Source organism: Kaistia sp. SLG-1, from assembly GCF_059699055.1.
The window spans coordinates 610,158-630,561 of the sequence record NZ_AP048544.1; the positions used below are offsets into that span (position 1 = coordinate 610,158).

Annotated in this window: 16 protein-coding genes; 5 read left to right on the top strand and 11 right to left on the bottom strand. The window is 69.4% G+C overall.

Translation table 11 applies throughout. The features are described 5' to 3' along the window. The first annotated feature begins 89 nt into the window (after positions 1 to 89). The 3 genes from AC6HZP_RS02760 to AC6HZP_RS02770 are packed head-to-tail and all read left to right on the top strand — an operon-like array spanning position 90 to position 4,041. Complete coding sequence (locus AC6HZP_RS02760) at positions 90 to 1,565, top strand: GumC family protein (RefSeq protein ID WP_497525296.1); 1,476 nt, start codon at positions 90 to 92, stop codon at positions 1,563 to 1,565. Then, positions 1,565 to 3,037 (top strand): oligosaccharide flippase family protein, encoded by a 1,473-nt coding sequence (locus AC6HZP_RS02765; RefSeq protein WP_497525297.1) that lies wholly within the window; start codon positions 1,565 to 1,567, stop codon positions 3,035 to 3,037. Before AC6HZP_RS02760 ends, AC6HZP_RS02765 begins: the two co-directional genes overlap by 1 nt. Continuing rightward, entirely contained in the window at positions 3,037 to 4,041 is a 1,005-nt protein-coding gene (locus tag AC6HZP_RS02770) for an NAD-dependent epimerase/dehydratase family protein (RefSeq protein WP_497525298.1), read from the top strand. The genes AC6HZP_RS02765 and AC6HZP_RS02770 overlap by 1 nt, the downstream gene beginning before the upstream one ends. A 157-nt stretch (positions 4,042 to 4,198) precedes the next feature. Here the strand turns inward: AC6HZP_RS02770 and AC6HZP_RS02775 are convergent, their stop codons facing one another. Both AC6HZP_RS02775 and AC6HZP_RS02780 read right to left on the bottom strand, forming a co-directional pair. Then, a complete protein-coding gene (locus tag AC6HZP_RS02775) occupies positions 4,199 to 5,833 on the bottom strand; it encodes a glycoside hydrolase family 44 protein (RefSeq protein ID WP_497525299.1) in 1,635 nt (544 codons plus the stop codon). Then, on the bottom strand, positions 5,830 to 6,753 hold the full coding sequence (locus AC6HZP_RS02780) for a glycosyltransferase family 2 protein (RefSeq protein WP_497525300.1): 924 nt from the start codon (positions 6,751 to 6,753) through the stop codon (positions 5,830 to 5,832). Before AC6HZP_RS02780 ends, AC6HZP_RS02775 begins: the two co-directional genes overlap by 4 nt. Positions 6,754 to 6,981: 228 nt before the next feature. Between AC6HZP_RS02780 and AC6HZP_RS02785 the strand changes: the two genes are divergently transcribed. Together AC6HZP_RS02785 and AC6HZP_RS02790 are read left to right on the top strand one after the other, a co-directional pair. Beyond that, positions 6,982 to 8,352 (top strand): O-antigen ligase family protein, encoded by a 1,371-nt coding sequence (locus AC6HZP_RS02785; protein ID WP_497525301.1) that lies wholly within the window; start codon positions 6,982 to 6,984, stop codon positions 8,350 to 8,352. 31 nt (positions 8,353 to 8,383) lie between these two features. Next, the gene (locus AC6HZP_RS02790) at positions 8,384 to 9,373 is read left to right on the top strand and encodes a glycosyltransferase family 2 protein (protein ID WP_497525302.1); all 990 of its coding nucleotides are present in this window, start codon (positions 8,384 to 8,386) and stop codon (positions 9,371 to 9,373) included. On the opposite strand, the gene AC6HZP_RS02795 is transcribed toward AC6HZP_RS02790, so the two are convergent. The 9 genes from AC6HZP_RS02795 to AC6HZP_RS02835 form a co-directional block, all read right to left on the bottom strand. Beyond that, the gene (locus AC6HZP_RS02795) at positions 9,334 to 10,290 is read right to left on the bottom strand and encodes a DUF6492 family protein (RefSeq protein WP_497525303.1); all 957 of its coding nucleotides are present in this window, start codon (positions 10,288 to 10,290) and stop codon (positions 9,334 to 9,336) included. The two genes, AC6HZP_RS02790 and AC6HZP_RS02795, sit on opposite strands and share 40 nt — an antisense overlap. Then, entirely contained in the window at positions 10,287 to 11,447 is a 1,161-nt protein-coding gene (locus AC6HZP_RS02800) for a Gfo/Idh/MocA family protein (RefSeq protein ID WP_497525304.1), read from the bottom strand. The genes AC6HZP_RS02795 and AC6HZP_RS02800 overlap by 4 nt, the downstream gene beginning before the upstream one ends. 84 nt (positions 11,448 to 11,531) lie before the next feature. Then, a complete protein-coding gene (locus AC6HZP_RS02805) occupies positions 11,532 to 12,584 on the bottom strand; it encodes a lactonase family protein (protein ID WP_497525305.1) in 1,053 nt (350 codons plus the stop codon). A gap of 345 nt (positions 12,585 to 12,929) precedes the next feature. Then, positions 12,930 to 14,078, bottom strand: coding sequence for an alanine racemase (locus tag AC6HZP_RS02810; RefSeq protein WP_497525306.1), 1,149 nt, complete (start codon positions 14,076 to 14,078; stop codon positions 12,930 to 12,932). 23 nt (positions 14,079 to 14,101) lie between these two features. Then, positions 14,102 to 15,703: an N-acyl-D-amino-acid deacylase family protein gene (locus AC6HZP_RS02815; protein WP_497525307.1), complete on the bottom strand. Its 1,602-nt coding sequence runs from the start codon at positions 15,701 to 15,703 to the stop codon at positions 14,102 to 14,104. After that, positions 15,700 to 16,752, bottom strand: coding sequence for a Gfo/Idh/MocA family protein (locus tag AC6HZP_RS02820; protein ID WP_497525308.1), 1,053 nt, complete (start codon positions 16,750 to 16,752; stop codon positions 15,700 to 15,702). Before AC6HZP_RS02820 ends, AC6HZP_RS02815 begins: the two co-directional genes overlap by 4 nt. Then, positions 16,749 to 17,669 (bottom strand): carbohydrate ABC transporter permease, encoded by a 921-nt coding sequence (locus AC6HZP_RS02825; protein ID WP_497525309.1) that lies wholly within the window; start codon positions 17,667 to 17,669, stop codon positions 16,749 to 16,751. The genes AC6HZP_RS02820 and AC6HZP_RS02825 overlap by 4 nt, the downstream gene beginning before the upstream one ends. Further along, the gene (locus AC6HZP_RS02830; protein ID WP_244669757.1) at positions 17,666 to 18,580 is read right to left on the bottom strand and encodes a carbohydrate ABC transporter permease; all 915 of its coding nucleotides are present in this window, start codon (positions 18,578 to 18,580) and stop codon (positions 17,666 to 17,668) included. Before AC6HZP_RS02830 ends, AC6HZP_RS02825 begins: the two co-directional genes overlap by 4 nt. Before the next feature lie 127 nt (positions 18,581 to 18,707). Beyond that, positions 18,708 to 20,042 carry an ABC transporter substrate-binding protein gene (locus AC6HZP_RS02835; protein ID WP_497525310.1) on the bottom strand — a complete coding sequence of 445 codons (1,335 nt, stop codon included), beginning with the start codon at positions 20,040 to 20,042 and terminating at the stop codon, positions 18,708 to 18,710. Between the last annotated feature and the right edge of the window lie 362 nt (positions 20,043 to 20,404).

A 20,404-nucleotide genomic window follows, 5' to 3' on the forward strand; every position in this document is an offset into this window, starting at 1 on the left:
ACGCGGTCGACCGTCCTTGTCCGCGTTTCGTATTCGGGCCCCGATCCGGTGGCGCGACTGCGAATGGAAAAGAGGAAGCCGGCGCGTCGATGGACGTCTCCCGCGACAACGGATGGGCGAACCGGCGGCCGGCCGACGAGGCGGGCCCCTGGCCGATGGCGCTCGCCGTGCTGTCGGCGGCGCTGCGCCGCTGGCTCTGGGTGATCCTGCTCGCGGGCGTTCTCTTCGGCGGCCTCGGTATCCTGGCCAAGACGCTGCTGCCGGTGCGCTACGCGGCGACCGCGCAGTTCCTGCTTGATCCGCGCGGCCTGCCGGTCTTCCCCGGCGATCTCTCCAATGCACAGTTCGACGCCAACAGCCAGATCGGCGTGGTCGAGAGCCAGATGCGGATCCTGACCTCCGAGCGCGTGCTCTCGAAGGTGCTCGACGACAGCCAGCTGATGGACGATCTCGAGGTGGGCGACGCGAGCGAGGCGGGTGAGGCGCCGAAGGAGCCGATGCCGCTCCGGCCGAGCCTCGACAGCGGCCGCGGCAAGTCGGCGGCGCTGGCGGCCTTGCAGCGGGCGCTCACCGTGTCGCGGGCCGAGCGCAGCTTCGTCATCGACGTCACCGCGACGGCCCGGACGCCCGAACTCGCGGCGCGGCTCGCCAATGCCGTGGTCAAGGCCTATCTCGCGGAGGACGCGCAGAACCGCGCCGGCACGGCGGAGCGGCTGACGGACGAGCTGACCGGCCGGCTTGAATCGCTGCGCGCGCGGCTTCGCGACGCGCAGGCGCGGGCCGAGGCGTTCCGCACCGAAAGCGGCCTGATCAGCACCGGCGACCGGCTGGTGGTCGAGCAGAAGCTCGCCGAGGCGGTCACCGATTTGAGTGCCGCGCAATTGCGGCTCGACCAGGCGAACTCGCGCGCCGCCCAGCTCGACAGTTCCACGCGCGACCTCGGCATGCTGGGTTCGAGCGACGACAGCCGCGTGCTGACGCTTCTGATCGAGCGGCAGAACGCGGCGCAGGACGAACTGGCCGGGCTCGCGGCGCGGCTCGGCGATCGTCACCCGGCGCTGGGCGAGGCGCGCGAACGCGTCGCCGCGATCGGTCGGCGCATCGACACCGAACTCAGCCGGATCAAGCTCGCCGCCCGCGCCGATCTGGAGCGGGCGCGCACGACGCAGCAGGCGCTCGCCCGGACCGTCGCCTCGCTCTCCGAGAACGCCGCGAAGACCCAGCAGTCGAAGGTCGAGATGCGGACGCTCGAGCAGGAGGTCGAGAGCAACCGGGCGCTGCTCGAATCCTTCAAGACCCGCGCGCTGCAGGTCAGCGAGTTCGGCCGCATCGATCCCGGCAATGTCCGCATCGTCTCGATCGCGCAGCCGCCTCCGGAGCGCGGTGGCCTGAAGGGGCTCGCCGTCTGGGGCGTGTTCGGCGCGCTGATGGGCATGATCCTCGCCGCCGCCCTCGTTACCTTCCAGGCCATGCTCGCCATCGGCGCGGCGGCCGCCTCGTCCTCCCAGCGTTTCCGGCCGACACGGGAGCGCGCCCCGTCCGACGGGATGGCGCAGCCTTCCTGATGGCCGGCGGGACCTCCTCCCGCCTGCTCGGCTGGATCGGCTGGGCCGGCACCGACGCGATCGGCCGGCTGGCGCTTCTGACCGGCAGCACCGTCATCCTGTCGCGCATGCTGACGCCCGAGGATTTCGGCATCAGCGCGCTGGTCCTCACCCTGGTCGCCGTGGCGTCGGTCTGCGTCGGCGCGCCGTTCGAGGAGGCGCTGGCGCAAAGGCGCTCGCTCCGCCGCGCCCATCTCGGCGCCGCGCTCGCCATGTCGTGGCTGATCGGATTGGTCCTGCTCGCGCTCTCGGCCGTCGGCGGTCCTTGGCTCGGCGCCGCCTATGGCGAGCCGGAGATGGCGATCCTGCTGCCCGTTGCCATGCTCTCGATCTTCTTCAGCGGCCATTCCGACATCGCGACCGCGCTGGCGCGGCGGCTCCGCCGCTTCAACGACGTCGCCATGGCGACGCTTGCCGGCCATGCGGTCGGTATCGCGCTGGCGCTCGCCATCGCCTTTGCCGGCGGCGGCGTCTGGGCGCTGATCGCGCAGCGGCTCCTCGTGGTGGTGGCGCGGGCGCTGATCCTGCAATGGCGGCTCGGCTTCTGGATCCTGCCGCGCTGGTCGCGGGCGCATCTCGGCCATATCGGCCGCTTCGCCCGCATCTCCTTCCTCGACCGCCTCGCCGACAATCTGACCTATCTCGCCTTCAACAACGTCGTCGGCGCCCTCTACGGCGTCGCCGTGCTCGGCTATGTCAACATGGCGATGCGCCTGATCGAGCCGATCCGCGGCGCCATCGTCGCCACCTCGCACAACCTCGCCTTCTCCTATTTCGCTGGCGCGGCCGACCGGCCCGCCCGGCTGCGCGACCGGGTCGAGCCCGTCGTTGCCAATGCGGCCTTCGTCATCGCGCCGCTCTTCATCGGCCTCGCGGCGGTGACGCCGATCCTGCTGCCGATCGTCGCCGGACCGGGCTGGGAGGGGGCGATCGACATCGCCATCTGCCTCGCCGTCGGCGCCGCCATCCTGCTGCCGGCGCGGCTGGTCTACACGGCGCTCTCGGCCAGCGCGCGGCCGGAATTCAGCCTGATCGGCGCGCTCTCCGGCTTCGGCGCGACGCTCGTCGTGCTCGTCGCGGCGAGCCCGCTCGGGCCGATCAGCGTCGGCCTGTCGCGGCTTGCCGGCGACGCCGTGCAGGCCGGCTTCGCCATCGGCCTGCCGCCGCGCTACCTTGCCTGGTCGCGGCGCGAGCGGTTCTTGACCCTGCTGCCGGCTTGGGCGCTCGCAGGCGCGATGGGCGTGCTGGTGGCCGGCGCGGGGACATTCGCCGCCGGCATCAACCGGCCGCTCGCGCTGGGGCTCTCGATCCTCGCCGGCATTCTGGTCTATGCAGGGCTGTTGGCGCTGTTCGCCCGTCCGGCGCTACGCAATCTGATGGCGGTCCTTGCCCCCGGCCGCCGAGCCCCCCGCTCGATACTGGATCCTGACTGATGACCGCTACGCCCCGTGACGCCCGAACCGTTCTCGTGACCGGAGCCGCCGGCTTCATCGGCAGCGTCGCGGCGCGGGATCTGGCCGCGGTCGGCTTTGCCGTGCGGGCGGGCATCCGGCGCAGCCCGGCCACGACGCTGCCGCCGGGCGCCGTCGCCGTTCCCTGCGATCTCGCCAATCCGGCGGCGACGCGGGCCGCCGTCGCCGGCGCGCAGGTCGTCGTCCATGCCGCCTACGGCGACGAGCGGGCGATGGTCAGCGAATGCCGCAACCTGCTCGCGGCGATGAGCGCTGCCCGCGTCCCCTGCCTGATCTATCTGAGCTCGATCGCCGTCTATGGCGAGCGCACCGGCATCGTCGACGAGACGATGGGCGCTGCCGGGACCCCGGGCGCCTATGGCGACGGCAAGATTGCCTGCGAGGCCTTCGTCCGCGCCTGGGCGCAGGATCCGGCGGCGCCGGAGCGGCGGGTGCTGATCCTCAGGCCGGGCATCGTCTACGGCACCGGCAGCGTGTTCTGGACCGACAAGCTGGCCGAGCGGATCCGCGCCGGCGCCTGGGGCGATTTCGGGCCGGCGGCTTCCGGTCCGGCGGCGCTGGTCCATGTCGACGATGTCGCGGCGATGGTGGCGATGGCGGCGCGCTGGATCGCGCTCGCCCCGCACGAATGGCCGGCGGTGACGACGCTCAATGTCGTCGGGCCGGAGACGCCGTGCTGGAACGTCTATTTCGCGGCCCTTGCCGAGCGACTTGGCGCGCGGCCGCTGCGGCGGCTGGGCGGCCTCAGGCTCGGCTTCCGCCAGTCGCTCGCCGTGCCGGCCAAGATCTGCCGCCGCCTGCGCCTGCCGCTGTTCCGCCGCGCCGCCTTGGCGCCGACGCCGCCCGAGATGGCGATCTTCGGCCGCGACGTGACCTACAGCACGGGCGCCGCCAAGGGCCGTGGCCTCGCCCCCCGCATCGGGCTGCGCGAGGGCCTGTCGCGGACGGAATTCAAGCCGCGCTGAATCAGCGGCGGAAGGCCCTCACCCCAACCCTCTCCCAGGGGGAGAGGGGGCGCGCCTGCGCTTGTCGCCACGCTCGCATCTCGATGAAGGCCGCGGCCCAAAAACCCTCTCCCTCTGGGAGAGGGTAGGGTGAGGGCCTTGCTTCCTGCGGAACTCCTCAGCCGAACGCGTAACGCCGGGCCGCGCGAGCCGGCAGGGCAAGCCGCCAGCCGCCGTCGATCGCCTGCGCCCCGCCGTCGAGCGCCGTCACGCCGGGTAGAGACCCGTCGAAGCCGAGCGTGGCGGTGAGCGTTCGGGGGGTGTCGAAGCCGATGTCGAGCGTCGCCGGCGCTTCCGACTTGTTGAGCACGACGACATGCACGCCCGGCCAGTCGGCCGCCGTCGCCGCATAGGCGACCAGCCCGGGCGAACCCGTGATCGCGACGTCGAGCGAGCGATCGCCGAACCGCCGTCCCGTCGCGTCCTTGTCGCGATAGAGCCGGTAGGCGTCGCCGAGCCTGCCGGCGAGGCTGCCCCAATGGCTGGCGAAGACGATGTCGTGCCGGCCGAAGCGGCCGAGAACGTCGGCGAGCGCCAGGCCCGAGGCGAGCTGGCCGGCGCCGCCATAGTTGAACTCGGTGACGGCGATCGGCGTGCCGGGGAAGTTTTCGGCGGCGATGGCCTCGAGGCTCGGCAGCAGCGGCAGCCCGGGCTCACCGCCCTCCGGCAGCGCCTCCGTCACCCAGCTGTCCTCGCGAAATCCCGGCTCGGTCAGCGAGCGCGGCGCATCGAGGAGCGCCTGCGCCAAAGCGGGATCCTCGGTGCGGAACAGGTCGCCCTTGCGGCTATAGGGATACCAGTGCACGTCGAGCGCATCGAGCAGGCGGATGCCGTCCTGCTCCGAAGCCCGGCGAAACGCGTCCAGATAGGCGGCGAGGAAGCTGCCATGGGCGCGATAGTCGTCCCAGTCCGGCGCATCATGGAAATTCGCCATCTCGGACGCGCCCCAGCTCACCGGGCCGAACACCCGCGCCGCCGGATCGATCCGCTTGATTGCCCTAGCTGCGGTGAGCGATTTTTCGAGCAAGGCGCGGATCGTCGGCTTCGAGGTAACGACGCGCGGATGTGTCTCGGCCCAGAGGCCGGGCTCGTTGTCGAGCGCATAGGCATGGATGCCGCGCTCGCTGTCCGCGCCGCCGAAGCGCTCGACGAGGCGGGCGAGACAATGCGGAATGTCGGCGACAGTGGGGTCGATCGGGTCGCTCGCGCTTCGGCCGCCCTCCCAGCGCACCGGCACGAAGCGCGGCGACGGCGCGCTCGCCTCCGGCGGGACGGGACCGTCGAAATCGGCGGCGACATAGCCGGCGAGCGGCAGGGTGACCAGGCTTTGCGCGCCCATCGCCAGCGACGTCTCGTGCATCGTCTCGATCAGCAGCGCCGGACGGCTCCATTCCGATTTCGGCAGGCCGAGCACGTCGAGCAGGAACGAACCATTGGCCTGGTGGTAGTCCTTGCCGGAATTGGCGGCGTTGTTGACCCAGTTGTAGGTCGTCATCAGATTGCCGCCGAGCCGGCGCGCCGTGACGCCGGCCGCGCGGTCGAGTTCGGCGGAGGGCGCGCCGCCATCCATGGTGCCGATCTCGTTCGAGCCGTAGATCAGCGGATGGATCGGGCGCTGCCTGCCACCATCGGCGACGCGAAGCGACCAACGTCCTTCCGTTTGCGCCCGGGCCGGCAGGGCGCCGGCTAGACCTGCGGCGAGCCCGCCTGCGAGCACGGCGCGCCGCGTCGGGGCCGGCCGCCCGGCGTTCACGAGACGAGGCCCGAGCCGTAGAGGGCGGGGCGGGATCGCGCCCAAAGCACCTTGCCGAGCCCGCCATGCAGCTTGACGCGCGCCTTCTCGGCGCGGACCGGATGAAACGGCCGCAGCGCGATCGCGAGGAAGCCGTGCAGGACGATCTGGATCATGCCGGCGCTCATCCAGAAGGCGATCCGGGACCATTCGACCGGCCGCGTCTTCCAATGCGTCAGGACGCGGATCTGGCCGGAAAGGAACTTCCGCTTGCGGACATAGGCCCAGTTCTGCCGTCGCTCCGGCACCCATTCCGTCACGCTGCCGCGCCCCGACCAGGCGAAGCGCTTGCCCTCGTCGGCGAGCCGCTTCAGGAGCAGCGTATCCTCGCCGCCGATTTCGTTCATGCTGGTGTCGAAGGGGACCTTCACCGCGAAACAGGCCTCGCGCTCGAACATCGAATTGTTGGTGCCGAGATAGGGCGCGAGGTCGGTGACGTCCTCGCCGTCGAGGCGGTCGAACCGGCGGGAGAAATAGGGCGCCAGCGGCCCGATCGCGCGATCGCCCTCGGCTTTTGCGAGGACCGGGCCGAACACGGCCTGCGCGCCGCTCGTCCGCGCCGTTTCGAGGTGACGGCCGAGCCAGCTCGCCGACGCCTCCTCGTCATCGTCGAGAAAGGCGATCCAGCGGCTCGCCGACGCGGCGACGCCGGCATTGCGGGCATTGGCGACGCCAGGGACCGGCGCGGCCACGTAGCGGACCGGATGCGCGGCGTCGCGCGCCATCGCCTCGATCAGGCCACGCGCATTGCCGTCGCGCGAATTGTCGACGACGAGGATCTCGAAGGCGAAGGGGCCGGACTGCGCCAGGGCGCTGGCGATGGCGCGCCGCAGGGCCTGCGGGCGGTTCAATGTGGGAATGACGATGGAAACGCTATCCACTCGTAACGTCTCCTGTCGACGGGAAGAAATCGCCAGGAACGTCGGAATGCGAACCATAAGGCGACTGAATTTCGCTTGGCCGCCGATCCTACGAATCTATGCTAGGAAGGCAAGCGAGCAGGGCGGGTTCGACCAAACGGTCGCATCGCCGCGACGGCGCGTCCTGCCGCGGTTTCAGCCGGCGCGCGCCCATGGGCTCGCCGCCTTTTCTCGACGGAGCCCGAGCGCATGAGCGATGCCCCGATGCCCGCGCCGCTCCGCGCCCCGGCCGGCGCGTCGTCGCTCGGGTCTTGGCGCAGCGAGGCCGGGCTGTCGGGCCTCCTGCATGCCGTCCTTTTTGCCGGCTTCATGGTCTACACCTTCGTCGGTACGCGCCCCTTCGCCGATGCCTCGGTCGCCGAGCGGCTCGAGGGCAATCCGCTCGACCGGGTGGTGGCGCTCGGGCTGGTGCTGCTGGCGCTGGCAGCCCTCGTCCTGCATCACCGCGCCGCGGCGAGGCTCTTCCTCGCCAACATCCCGCTGATCGCGCTGACCGGCTTCTGTCTCCTGAGCACGCTCTGGTCGGACTATCCGGGGCTGACGCTGCGGCGGGCGATCCTGCTCGTGTTCCTGACGACGATCGCCGCCGGCATCGCGGTCGGCCTTAGGGATCTCCGCCGCTTCCATACGTGGTGGTTCGTCGGCCTCACCGGCGTGATGCTGGTCAATCTCGCCGGTACCGCGCTCTGGCCCGGCATCGCCGTCACCGATATCGGCGTGCGCGGCCTCTACACGCAGAAGAACGTCGCCGGCCTGGTGGCGATGATAACGGTGCTCTGTGGCGCGACCTGGATTCTGGGCGCACGAGGCGCGCGACCGGTTCTTCTTGGGCTCGCGATGCTGTTGCCGGCCGTGCTCTTCCTGGTGCTCACCCGCAGCAAGACCTCGATCGGCCTGACCGGACTGGCGCTCGCCGTCCTTGTCGCCGTCGCGTTGGCGGAACGATGGGGCACGCGCTTCGTGCTGCTGATGATCGGGCTCGGGCTCGTTGCCCTCGTCGCCATGCTCGGCCTCTTCGCCGCCTATGATTTCGATCTCGACGCCCTGTTGAATGCCACGCTCGGCGACGCCTCCTTCACCGGCCGCGACGAGCTTTGGGCCTTCGCGCTGCGGGCGGCCGAGGAGCGCTTCTGGCTTGGGCACGGCTATGGCGCGTTCTGGGATGTCGGCCTCGCGGCGGATCCGCTGCAGCGGCTGGAGCCCGGAACCTGGCTCGGCGACGTCGAGATCGGCACCATCAACCAGGCGCATAACGGCTATCTGGAGCTCTGGCTGCATGTCGGCCTGCCGGCGACCGTGCTCGCGACGTGGATCGTCGCGCGCGGCGTCGTCTCCGGCGCCGCGCAGGCGCTGGCGGGGCCGCTTGACCGGCCGTCGCGCGCCGCCATCGGCTTCATGGCGCTGCTGCTCCTGATCACGCTGCTGCACAACCTGACCGAGGCGACGCTGTTCATGCGCGGCACGGTGCTCTCGAATGTCGTCGTGCTCTTCCTGTTCCTTCTCTCGCGCAGCCGGACGCTGGAGGACCCCGAGGTGGCCGGGCGCCGCGCGTTGGGTTAGGAAAGCGGCAGAACCGGCGGGGGCAGGGCATTTGGACATTTCGACGAAGGCGGACGGCGCGATCGATCTCGCGATCGTCATCTGCACCTATCGGCGCGAAAAGCTGCTCGCCCGCGCGCTCGACAGCATCCGCAGGCAGGCGATTCCCCTCGGTGCGACGCTCTCCGTCGTCGTCGCCGACAACAGCGACGACGGCACGGCGGCTTCCGTCGTCGCGGCGGCGCAGGTGGCTAGCCCGTTCGCGATCCGCTATGTCGAGGCGCATCCGGCCAACATCTCCGTGGCACGCAACGCCGGCATCCGGGCGACCGACGCGCCCTTCATCGCCTTCATCGACGATGACGAGGAACTGGCGCCGGGCTGGCTCGAAGCGGTGGTGCAAGGGTTGAAAACCCATCCGCATGACGTCTTCTTCGGCGGCGTCGATCCCGTCTTCGCGGTGCCGGAGCGGGTGACGCCGGCAATCCGTACCCTGTTTTCGCGCCAGATCGAGGCGCCCGCCGGCCAGGACGTCGTGGCGCTCGGCCGGCGCAGCGAGCGCGTGCTGACGGTTGCGACCTGCAATTCGATCTTCCGCCGCGCCACGACCTTGACCGATGCCGAGCCGTTCAATCCGCGCTTCGGCCATGCCGGCGGCGAGGATCTCGATCTCTTCTGCCGGCTGCAGGCGCAGGGCCGCCGCTTCGGCTGGCTGCCGGCGGCGCGGGTTTCCGAGATCGTGCCGGCCGATCGCTGCGATCCCGCCTATCTCCGCCGGCGCTTCTTCGCCGGCGGGCAGGTCTATGCCGAGGCCGTCGCCGGCAACAGTTCATGGCCCGTTTTCACGCGCTGGTGGCTGCGGGCGAAGGCGCTGGCGCAGCTCGGCCTGCTGGCGCTGCGCTATCCGAGGGTTCGCCGGCAGGGTGGGGCGGCCGAGGCCGATTTCGGCTATCGCTGGGCCGGCGTGCGCGGCAAGCTTTCGCTCGGCAGCCTCTATCCCGTCTATCGCGAGGCGGACCCGGCCAAGCGCGTCGCTTCCTGATCCTGCTCGCTTGCCAGTGCCGCCACCTGCTCGAAGATGGCGCGGCGCTTTTCCATCGAGGTGTCGATGGTCGACTGGATCAGGCAGGTGACATGTTCCGGGCGCAGCGAGCGGATGAAGGCGGCCTCGTCCTCGGCGCCAGCGAATTCGTCGCCCCAGCGCGAATGGCAGAGGGTGAAATCCTCGGCCATCAGCCCGGCCGCCTCGAGGCCGACCACCTGGTCGGCATGGACGCCGTAGAGGACGTATTCGGCGAAATGCGGCGTGCGGGCGAGGACGATGCGCCAGTCGCGGCCGGCGATCGCCTCGATCCGCCCGATCATCGAGCGGATGACGGAGCGCCGCCAGACGACGAACGGGTTGATGTATTCGGCGCCATAGTAGCGGCTTGACGGCAGGCCGAGCAGCCTTCCCGCCGTCTCCTGCCAGACCCGGTGCGTCTCCAGCTCGACCCGCTCCGGATTGCGATAGATCCGCACCTTGCCGTCGTGGGCGAGGTGTTCGAGCTTCAGCGGGCGGATGAAGACGTTGTCGCTGTCGATATGGGCGACGATCTCGGCCGGCGCGCTCGCGGTGGCGGCGATCTTCATGATCTGCTGCGCGATCCAGCCGCGCACCAGCGGGCTGTAGGGCGTCACATACATGTTGCGACGGGGGAGACGCAGCCGCTTCCGCCATTCCGGGCCGGGCAGCGGCAGCTTCAGGAACCAGCGCGGCAGCAGTTCCTCCTGCGCGGCGACGGTACGACGATCGGAGGCGAGGTCGGCGAAAAGCGGGATGTCGGCGCGCGGCACATAGAGGATGTGCGGGATCGTCTCGGGCACGAAACGGTCGATGCTCTCGCAGAGCATGCGGCAGACGTCGAGATCGCCCCGGAACGAGCAGGTGATCAGCGCGGCTTCGGGAGCGCCGGTCATTTCGCCCAGTCCATCGGCCGGATCGGCGCGAAGCGGGATTTGACGTGCGCGGGGCGATCGAAGCGCTCGGGATATTGCAGCATCTCCGTCACTTCCGTCACATGCACGGCGAAGTCCTCGTCGAGCCGCGAGGGGCGTCCATCGCGGATCGCCTCGGCGAGCTCCGCCGGCCCGCGTAAAAAGTCCATGGTCGGCTTGCCGCGTCCGCCCTTGAAGGGAACGCGCCGCGCCATCGGCAGGCGCTTGCCGAGGCCGCCGCCGAGGCGGCGCTCGATCAGCCGCGCGATCCGTCCTTCGCCGGGACGGCGCAGGACGACCGGCGAGGCATAGTCCCACGGCTCCTTGATCTCGATCGTGCCGGTCTCGCCGATGATCCGCATGCGGTGGTCATAAGGCGCGACGATCGAATTGGTGAGGCGGGCGACGACGCCGTTCTCGAACTCGATGCAGCCGACCGAAAAATCCGGCGCCGGATGGGCGAGCGGCGGCGTCGTGCCCTTGTCGGGGACGAGCAGCGCCGCGAAGGACGTCACCCGCGTCGCCGGGCCAAACAGGGCGGCGAAGACGGTGAGCGCATAGCCGGCGTGCTCATAGGTGCAGCCGGTCTCGAACTCGCCGCGGCCCGGCCACGGCTTGCCGCTGCGGCTCCGCCAGTCGCCATAGTTGGCGCGGTGGATCATGCCGTCGTCGAGCTCGGCATAGGCGAGCAGCACCTTGCCGATCCGGCCTTCGCGGATCGCGGCCCAGGCGGTCTGCACGCTCTCGCCGAGCAGGTTGCACGGCGCCGAGGCGAGGCGGACGCCGGCGGCTCGCGCCCGGTCGCGCAGCGCCGCCGCCTCGGTCGCCGCCATGGCGAGCGGCTTTTCCGAATAGACGTGCTTGCCCGCGGCGATCGCCGCCTCGGTGACGGCGGCGTGGCCTTCGGGATCAGTCAGGTTAAGGACGATCGATACGGATGGATCCGCCAGCAGCTCGTCCAGCGAGGCATAGGCGCGGTCGCCCCAGGTCGCCTTGAACGACGCGAGGCGCTGCGGGTCGCGGTCATAGGCGCCCTTGAGCCGCAGCGTACCTTGATGCAGCGGCAGGCATTGCCGGTAGGCGTCGGCGACATAGCCGCATCCGACGATGGCGATGCCCGTCTCCGTCGTCGTCGCCATGCCGCCCCCGTTCCCTCGCGCTCCGGTCGCGCCGCCGGGGCGCGCCGCGACCATAGCCGCAGGATCTTAACGCGGGCTGACCCGTCAGCCCTGCTTGGCTTGCAGCAGCAGCCAGCCCGGGCCGGCGCATTCGAAGGCGGTCTCGGCCGGGCCGGGCACGCCGTCGGAGAGCTTCAGGACGGCGACACGCGACGAATCCCAGCCGGCGACGAGCAGGTGATCGCCATGCACCAGAAGATGCTGCGGCCAGAACACGGAGGAATCGACCTCCGAAACCAGCACCGGCTTCGCGCCGGAGACGTCGAAGGTCGCGATCGTGTCGTTGCCGCGATTGGCGAAATAGACGAAGCGGCCGTCGGCGGAGCGCTGGATGTCGCCGGGATAGTTGCGGCGATGACGGGTGCGGGCGGGGGCCGGCCGCGTCGTGCTCGGAACGCTCTGCCAGGCGCCTTCCGGCGCGCCGAGATGGCCGACGAGCAAATTGGAGCCGAGCTCGCCGGAGACGGCGAGGCGGCCGTCGTTCAGCACGACGGCATGGCGCGGGCCGCAGCCGGCGGGAAGCTTGGTCACCCGCGTCTCCGCCAACGCGGCGGCGCCGGGCTTCGAAAGGTCGAGGCTGAATTCGCGGATCGAATCGTCGCCGAGATCGATGATGACGAGCGTCTCGCCGATGAAGAATGCCTGATGCGGATGCGCGTCGTCCTGCCGGTCGATCTCCGGCCCGCCGCCGGAGAGCTTCACCAGCGCGACGTCGCCGTCGAAGCCGCCATCGGCGCCGAGGCGCTGCAGGCCGAGCGTCGAGGTCGTGTAGTTGGTGAAGACGAGGAGTTTGCCTGAAGGGTCGACGACGAGGTGGCACGGCTCGGCGCCGCCGCTCTTCTTTTCGCCGATCGTCTCGGCCTTGTCGCCCGCGATCCGCCAGGCGTGGATCTCGCCGTCCATGCCGGCGCGCGACGTGCCGTAGATGACCGGCAGCGTCGGATGCCAGGCAAGGGCCGAGAGCTGCTCGGCGCGCCCCAGCGTCTCGCCCACCCATGCGCCGTCCTTCTGCACCCAGCGGGTCAGGCCGTGCAGTTCGAAGACACCGCGCGAGGCGACGAACAGCGCCTCGCCGCTGGCGAGCTTGTAGTCGGACATGTTTGATCTCCCCCGATCGAATGTCTGCTTTGGCCGAAGCCTAGATCAAATCTGGATGCCGCAACATGGAACACCAATCTCAACATGCTGAGGAGGCCCGAAGGGCCGTCTCGAAGCACGCAGAGCGGTGGTGTGCCCCCAAACCATTTCTCGCATCCAGGCTGTGCGTCCTTCGAGACGGCTTTCTGCGAAAGCCTCCTCAGGATGATGGGACGTCGGCGGGTTGCAGGTCCGGCGGCAAGGCACAGTGGTTCTTCCGGATGGTTCCCTAAACCCTCTCCCGGACCTCCCCCTCAGGGGGAGGTGAGAGGCCGCGCCTCGCTGCGTCCGGCCCGTAATCCGCCTCTACTCCGACGAGCCCGGCCCAAAGCCTTCCCAGGTCTCCGTCACCTTGCCGTCCCGGATGATGGCGGCGCGGCGCAGCATGGCGAAGGCCATGCAGACATGGTTGGGCACGATTTCCAGCCGGGTGCCGACCGGTAGCGGCGTCGGCTCACCTGCGCCCTGCCAGCGCAGCCAGCCATGCTCTTCCGACATCTTGTCGATGACCCAGCCTGGCGCGTTCACGATCAGCCCCATGCCGGGATATTCGTGCCGGTGGGCGGCGGCGGGAACGAGATCGGTCGAGAGCGACTTCGAACCGGCGTCGATGCAGGCGCGGTCGGGGTCCGGATGGCTGACGACCGTGCCGATGACGCGGACGGCGACCGTATCGAGCGTCGCATTGCCGAGCGCGACCTGACCGACATCGTTGAAGGCGTAGATGCCGGGGCGGATCTGAGTGACGCCCGGCACGTGCGCGACGGCGCGGGCCGAGGCCGAGGCGCCGAGCGAGACGATCGGCAGCGGAATGCCCTCGGCGCGGATCGCCTCGGCGACGGCGACCATCGCCTCGCCGGCCGCCACCGCGCGGGCTTCAAGGTCGGCGCGGTCCTTGGCGCCATAGGTGCTGCCTTCATGCGTGTAGATGCCGACCAGCTCGACGCCCGGCGCCGCCGCGATCGCCTTGGCGACTTCGGGCGCCTTGGCCGGCGACACGCCCTCGCGGCCGAGGCCGGAATCGATCGCCAGCATCATGCGGGCGGTCGCGCCCGCTGCCGCGAAGACGGCGCCGATGCTCGCGGCGGCGTCGACGCTGTCGGTCGCGAACAGCGTGTCGGCGCGACGCGACAGCGCGAGGGCCCGCGCGCCGTTCTCGGCGCCGAAGATCGGGTTGGCGACGAAGAGCCGCTCGATGCCGGCATCGGCGAAGGCCTCGGCCTCGCCGAGCTTGGCGACGCAGAGGCCGTGCGCGCCGCGCGCGATCTGGCGGCGGCCGGCCTCGGCCATGCGGTGGGTCTTGGCATGCGGGAAGAGCTCGACCCCGGCCGAGCGGGCGATCGCCGCCATCTCGTCGAGATTGCGGTCGAGGATGTCGCGGTCGAGCACGAGGCCCGGGGTGGCGACCGGGATGTCGGTCCAGGCGGAGGCAGCGGGAGCGGAAGGGGCGGACATGTTCTGTACCTGTGGAGTTTCGATCAGGACGGCATGCGGATGACGCAGCCGGCGCGGCTGCCGGTCATGACGCCGTCCTCCAGCGCCAGCTCGCCGTTCACCATGACGTGGAAGATGCCGGAGGCGGCCTGGCGCGGCACCTCGTAGGTGGCGTGCGCCTTGACCGTCATGTGGTCGAAGACGACGAGATCGGCCTTGGCGCCCTCGGCGATGCGGCCGCGATCGGGCTGGCGCAGGCGGTTCGCCGCCGTGCTGGTCATGTGGCGCACGCATTCGGCTAAAGTCAGCACCTTTTCCTCGCGCACATAGGTTTCCAGCATGCGCGGGAAGGTGCCCCAGGAGCGCGGATGCGGCCGGTCGCCGACCAGGATGCCGTCGCTGCCGACGGTGTGCTCGTCGCGCTGCATCAGCGCGCGGACATGTTCCTCATGGCCGATGAAGAAGACGCAGGGCGCGCTGCGTTCGGTGGCGACGAGAATGTCGAGCGCGAACTCGGCCGGCTTCTTGCCAGCCTTGGCGGCGGCGGTGGCGAGGTCGCTCTCCATCACCCATTCGAGCTCGGGCGCGCCGGGCGTGCCGACGACATGCACCGTCGACCAGGCGACGGTCAGGCCCTGATGGCCGTCCGAGCCGGTGACGTCGAGCGCCTCGATGATCCTGGCGCGATCTTCCGGCGAGCGGAGACGCGCCATCTGTTCCTCGCCGGTGCCGGCGAGCGCCCAGCTCGGCAATTGGGAGAGGAGCGTCGTCATGCCGGCGAGGTAGGGGTAGCTGTCGAAGGTCAGATCGACGCCGTCGGCGATGGCGTCGTCCAGCATCTTCAGGAGCTCCGGCAGCTTGCCGCGATTGCACTCGAAGGAAAGGTGCGTGTGGGCGAGATGCAGCGCGACGCCGGAGCGGCGGGCGATCTCGAAACACTCCCGGTAACCGCCGAGCGCATCGAGGCCGTAATTGCGGTGGTGCGGACAATAGAAGCCGCCATACTCGGCGACGACCTCGCAGAGCGCGACCAGCTCGTCGGTGTCGGAATACATCGCCGGCACATAGGTGAGGCCGGTCGAGAGGCCGACGCCGCCTTCCTCGAGCGCGGTGCGCAGCAGCGCCTTCATCTGCTCCAGCTCGTCGGATGTGGCGAGGCGGGGGGCGTTGCCCATCACCAGCATGCGCAGATTGCCGTGCGGCACGAGATAGGCGGTGTTGACGGCGGTGTTGCCGTCGAGCCGCTTCAGATATTCGGCGACCGAGCGCCAGTTCCAGTCGAAGCCGGGCGGGTCGTCGTTCCAGCCCTTCAGCTGGGCGCGGAGTTCGGCCAGCGTCGCCTCGTCGATCGGCGCGTAGCTCAAGCCGTCCTGGCCGAGCACCTCGGTCGTCACCCCCTGCGTGATCTTCGAGGTGTGGTCGGGCTGGACCAGCACCTGCAGGTCGGAATGGGTGTGCATGTCGATGAAGCCGGGCGCGATGATCAGCCCGTCGATGGCGATCGTGCGATCGGCTTCGAGCTTTTCCGTGCCGTCGGTGATGCGGACGATGCGGTCGCCTTGGACGAGCACGTCGCCGCGCACGGGATCAGAACCGAGGCCGTCGACGATTATGCCGCCGGAGAAGAGCGTGGTCTCAGTAGTCATTCTGTGGGGATCCGTATCTTCTGTCCGGTGCGGGCGCTCTCATAGATGGCGTCCGTGACGGCGACCACATGGGCCGCGAGCTGTGCCGTAAGTCCCGTGGGCGCGGGTGCGCCGAGCGCGCAGGCGATCAGCGCCTTGGTCGGGGCGCCGGAATCATAGAGGCCGGAAGCGTCCGCCTCGCCATATTCGACGACGTCGCCGTTCGCCCTGACCAGGCGGACATGGTCGGCGACGGAATCGAGCCATATCTGCCCCTTCGAGCCGTAGAGCGCCATGTGCCATTGCGGCCGGGCCAGATAGGGATGCGTCGAGGCGCTGCTGATCGCCGCCGAGCCGCCGCCGGCAAACTCCGCGTTGACGGTCGCGTGCAAATCGATCTCGCGGCCGGCCGGATAGGTGCTGGCATTGAGTGCGACGATGGGCTCGCCGGCCAGCCATTCGATCAGGCCGAGCTGGTGCGACATCGAGACGGCGGCCGAGCCGCCGCCGGAAATCTTGCGGTCGGTATAGGTCGAGGCGTCGGAATTGCCGGCGCCGCCCCAGCCGCCATCCGTGCCGCCCATCAGCAGCGCCCGCGTGTTGACGGCGAGATGCATGGTCATCTGCTCGACCGCGCCGATCTCGCCGGCGTCGATCAGCTTTTTCGACAGCGCGAAGCAGGGCGCCGCCGGCCAGCCGAAGCCGACCAGCAGCACGCGGCCGACGCGCGTTGCCGTATCACGCATGCGCCGCGCGGCGCCGGCCTCGAGCGCGAAAGGCTTCTCGACCAGCACATGCGCGCCGGCTTCGAGAGCTGATATCACCTGCTCCTCATGCGCCACCGGCGGGCTGGAGACGACGACGATGTCGGGCTTCTCCGCCAGCACGTCGTGCCAGTCGGTGAAGGCGAGCGGCACGTCGAATTCGGCGGCGAGGCTCTTTGCCATCTCACCATTCGGGCTCGACAGGGCGACGAGATCGACGTCCGGGTGGGCGGCGAGCGTCGGCAGATGGCTCGACTGCGACCAGGCGCCGGCGCTGATGACGCCTGCGCGGATGGGCTTCGTCATTTCACGGCTCCGGCGGTCAGCGCGCCGACGACGTGGCGCTGGAAGATGACGACCAGCACGACGGGCGGGATCATCGACATGACGGTGGCGGCGGCGAGCGAGTTCCAGTTGAACTGCTGCACCGACTGGAAGCCGGCGAGGAGCGGCGGCACGGTCAGCTGGTTGGTGAGCACGAGCGAATAGAAGAACTCGCTCCAGGATTCGAGGAAGATCAGCACGCCGGCGGCGACGAGGCCGGGGCGGGCGATCGGCACGATGATGATCCAGAGCGTCTGGAGCCGCGAGGCGCCGTCGATCTTGGCCGCCTCCTCGATCTCGCGCGGCATCTGATCGAAATAGTTCTTCAGGATCATGATCGCGAGCGGCAGCGTGAACACGTTGTAGCTGATGATCAGCGCCCAGGGCGTGTTCAGGATGCCGACGACGCGGAAGGCGACGAAGAACGGGCCGATGATGGCGATCGCCGGCACGACGCGCGAGACGATGATCGAGAGCTCGAACAGGCGCGAGCCGGAGAACGGATAGCGCGACAGGCCATAGGCGGCGATGCCGGCGATGACGAGGTTCAGGACCACCAGCACGGACGAGACGAAGAAGCTCTGGCCGATCGCCGGCAGCAGGCGCGAGCCCATGTCGGTGCTGCCGAAGCCGGTCGAGCCGGTCGCGCCGGTCAGCACCGACAGGTAGTTGTCGAAGGTGATGCTGGACGGCACCATCGGGAACGGCTTCACGCCGAGCTGGGTGGGCGTGATCAGGCTGGAGACGACGAGATACCAGACCGGCAGCAGGATCCAGACGGCGAAGACGGCGACGCAGAGATAGAGGATGACCGTCGCGGTGGTGCTGCGCTGCAGGCCGGCGGCGGTGGCGGCCTTGCCGCGGCGGCGCGGCGCGCGGGAGAGGGCGATGTCGCTCATGCCGGTTGCCTTTCCGCACGATAGAGCAGCTTGACGGTGAGGAGGCCGCCGGCGAGCGCGACGAAGCCGAGGATGACGGCGAGCGCCGAGCCGAGGCCGATCTGGGTGACGCCGAAGAGCTGGCGATAGATCAGGATCGACAGCACCTGCGTCGCGTCGCCGGGCCCGCCCTGGGTCATGGCGAAGATCACGTCGAACTGCAGGAAGGCGTAGATGACGTTGAGCACCGTGACGGTGACCAGCGCGGGCTTGAGCCAGGGCAGGGTGATGTTGCGGAAGCGCTGAAAGACGCCGGCGCCGTCGAGCGAGGCGGCCTCGTTCAGATCGTCGGGGAGCGTCTGCAGGCCGGCGAGCAGCAGGATGCCGGCGAAGCTCGCCTGCCGCCACACCGCCGCGACGATGGTGATCACGAGCGCGGAGTTGGGGTCGGCGAGGAAGTCGTAATATTCGGTGGTAGCGCCGAGCATCAGCAGCACGGCGTTGAGGCCGCCGACGCTGCCGTCGGCGAACCACTTCCACAGGATGCCGATGACGAGCCAGGGCGTCGCCCACGGAATGATCAGCAGCGCGCGGGCGAGGCCGCGGCCGATGAAGCGCTGGTTGAGCAGCAGCGCGATCGCGAGCCCGATCAGCGTCGAGAACACGACGAAGCCGAGCGAGAAGACGAAGGTGACCCAGGCCGAGCGCCAGAACACCTGGCTGCCGAGCACGATGGTGTAATTCTCCAGCCCGACGAACGGGCCGAGGCTGCGGCCGTTGGCCGGCACGTCGTGCAGGCTGTAGAGGACGGTGAGGACGGTCGGCACCAGGAGCAGCGCGGCGAGGATGATCCCGGCCGGCGCCGTCAGCTTCAAACCGAACAGCCTGTCGCCGCGCGTCAGGGCGCCGCTGGAAATGGGGGAGGCCGCCAAGGTCGCTTCCTTCGGGCAATATCAGGGGATTTTGACGGGGGCGGGAGCGGGCCTGCCGGCCGATCCCGTCCTCCGTTCCGCGTTTCGGTTCCCCTCCCGCCGAGGCGAGAGGGGAGGCGCGGAAGCCTTAGAGGCTGCGGCCCTTCTGGGCGGAGTTCGCCGCCGCCGTCAGGTCCTCGACCGTCTTCTTCGGGGTCGCCTGGCCGAGCAACAGGGCGTGCACGACGTCGCCGACCTTGGCCTGGAAGTCCGGATACCAGGGGAGCGTGCGGGCCGGCACGACCTTGGAGCCGGTCTCGAAGGTCTTCGAGATCATCGGCAGGTCGAAATAGTCCGGGAAGGCGGCGATGACGTCCGGATCGGTGAAGAAGCCCGGATAGGGCGCGGCGAGGCCGGCGGCCTTGGCCCACTGGTTGAAGACCGTGAACTTGCCGGCCGAATCCTTCCAGCCATAGAACTTCATCAGGTCCCAGGCGGCGTTGCGGCGTTCCTCGTCGGCGATCTGGCCGAGCTGCAGCACTTCGCCGATCTGGAAGGTGTGGTTGGAACCGCCGATCGGACCCTGCATGACATTGGCCGATTCCGGGCCGTTCAGGCTGCGGATCGACGACAGGAAATAGTGGTGCAGCACGAAGAAGGCGGCGTCGCCCTGCGCCATCTGGTTCGACAGCTTGCCCGGATCGTCGTTCAGCACCGACTTCGGCGCCAGGCCGTCCTGGTACATGGTCTGCCACCACTCGAAGACGCCCTCGGTCTTCGGATCATCGGCGAAGACGGGCTTGCCGGCGGCGTCGAACGCGGTGATGCCCTCGTTCAGCAGGTAGGTGTGCAGGTATTCCTCGCAGAATTCCTTCACCCAGTAGGCGACATAGGGGTTCTCGACGATCTTCTTGTCCTTGAGGATCTTCGAGGCGTCGTGGATTTCCTTCAGCGTCTGCGGCGCGGCGGCGATGCCGGCTTCCTTCAGCATGCGGTCGTTGTAGTGCATCATGTGCACGGCGGAGAAATAGGGCGCGCTGATGATGTCGCCGGCCGCGTTGACATAGGCGGGCCTGGCGCTCTCGTACATGTCGGCGACCATGTCGTCGACGCCGGGAAGGCCGTTCAGCTTGGCGGCCCAGCCCTGGTCGACGAATTTCTGCGAGTTGTAGGCGAAGTTATAGAAGAGATCGATCGCGTCGCCGCCGCGCAGGCGCGTCTGCAGCGCCGGCGAGAAGCCGAGATTGGGGATGACGGCGACGTTGACGGCGGGATTGCCCTTGGCCGTCCATTCGCCGACGAGCTTCTTGATGGTGTCGGGCTGGAAGTCCCAGGCCAGCATGTCGAGCGTGCCGGAGAAGGCCGCTTCCGCCCGTCCGGCGAGGCCGGGGGCCAGGATCGCCGCCAGCGCCGTGGCGCCGCTGGCCTTCAGAAAGGCGCGCCGGTCGAGCCCGCCTCCTGCTGCTGCATTCTTGGATTTCATACTAAACCCCTTCCCGTGGATGGTGTTGAACCCGCTTGGACAATTGTCGGGGTCCGGGCCTTGGCCCTCGCCGCCGTCGTCCCTGGTCCCGCAGGCGTGTCATCCGCCTTTCGGGACCCGGTCGTTCGTGATCCGGAGCTGATCGTGGCCGCGTTGCCGGCGCCCTGAAGCGCCGCCGTGGCTCGCAATGAATGGTCGTTCCCGCTCCTCGAATTCCGCTGGTCGGCGGGTCGTCGAAGGGCCCCTCTGCCCTGATCCGTCAACCTTGCTGGCCGTCGATCCGGCCCGCCATGACGTGGTGTAACACGCCATGGCGGCCGCTATCAAATATCAACGTATATTATTGCTCATGAAATAATCCT

What these genes read in the sequence shown, in the direction of transcription:
- AC6HZP_RS02805 (WP_497525305.1), bottom strand. Translation starts at nt 12,584, where the DNA reads ATGTCCGACTACAAGCTCGCCAGCGGCGAGGCGCTGTTCGTCGCCTCG.
- AC6HZP_RS02795 (WP_497525303.1), bottom strand. Translation starts at nt 10,290, where the DNA reads ATGACCGGCGCTCCCGAAGCCGCGCTGATCACCTGCTCGTTCCGGGGC.
- AC6HZP_RS02765 (WP_497525297.1), top strand. Translation starts at nt 1,565, where the DNA reads ATGGCCGGCGGGACCTCCTCCCGCCTGCTCGGCTGGATCGGCTGGGCC.
- AC6HZP_RS02770 (WP_497525298.1), top strand. Translation starts at nt 3,037, where the DNA reads ATGACCGCTACGCCCCGTGACGCCCGAACCGTTCTCGTGACCGGAGCC.
- AC6HZP_RS02815 (WP_497525307.1), bottom strand. Translation starts at nt 15,703, where the DNA reads ATGACTACTGAGACCACGCTCTTCTCCGGCGGCATAATCGTCGACGGC.
- AC6HZP_RS02785 (WP_497525301.1), top strand. Translation starts at nt 6,982, where the DNA reads ATGAGCGATGCCCCGATGCCCGCGCCGCTCCGCGCCCCGGCCGGCGCG.
- AC6HZP_RS02810 (WP_497525306.1), bottom strand. Translation starts at nt 14,078, where the DNA reads ATGTCCGCCCCTTCCGCTCCCGCTGCCTCCGCCTGGACCGACATCCCG.
- AC6HZP_RS02825 (WP_497525309.1), bottom strand. Translation starts at nt 17,669, where the DNA reads ATGAGCGACATCGCCCTCTCCCGCGCGCCGCGCCGCCGCGGCAAGGCC.
- AC6HZP_RS02800 (WP_497525304.1), bottom strand. Translation starts at nt 11,447, where the DNA reads ATGGCGACGACGACGGAGACGGGCATCGCCATCGTCGGATGCGGCTAT.
- AC6HZP_RS02760 (WP_497525296.1), top strand. Translation starts at nt 90, where the DNA reads ATGGACGTCTCCCGCGACAACGGATGGGCGAACCGGCGGCCGGCCGAC.
- AC6HZP_RS02820 (WP_497525308.1), bottom strand. Translation starts at nt 16,752, where the DNA reads ATGACGAAGCCCATCCGCGCAGGCGTCATCAGCGCCGGCGCCTGGTCG.
- AC6HZP_RS02835 (WP_497525310.1), bottom strand. Translation starts at nt 20,042, where the DNA reads ATGAAATCCAAGAATGCAGCAGCAGGAGGCGGGCTCGACCGGCGCGCC.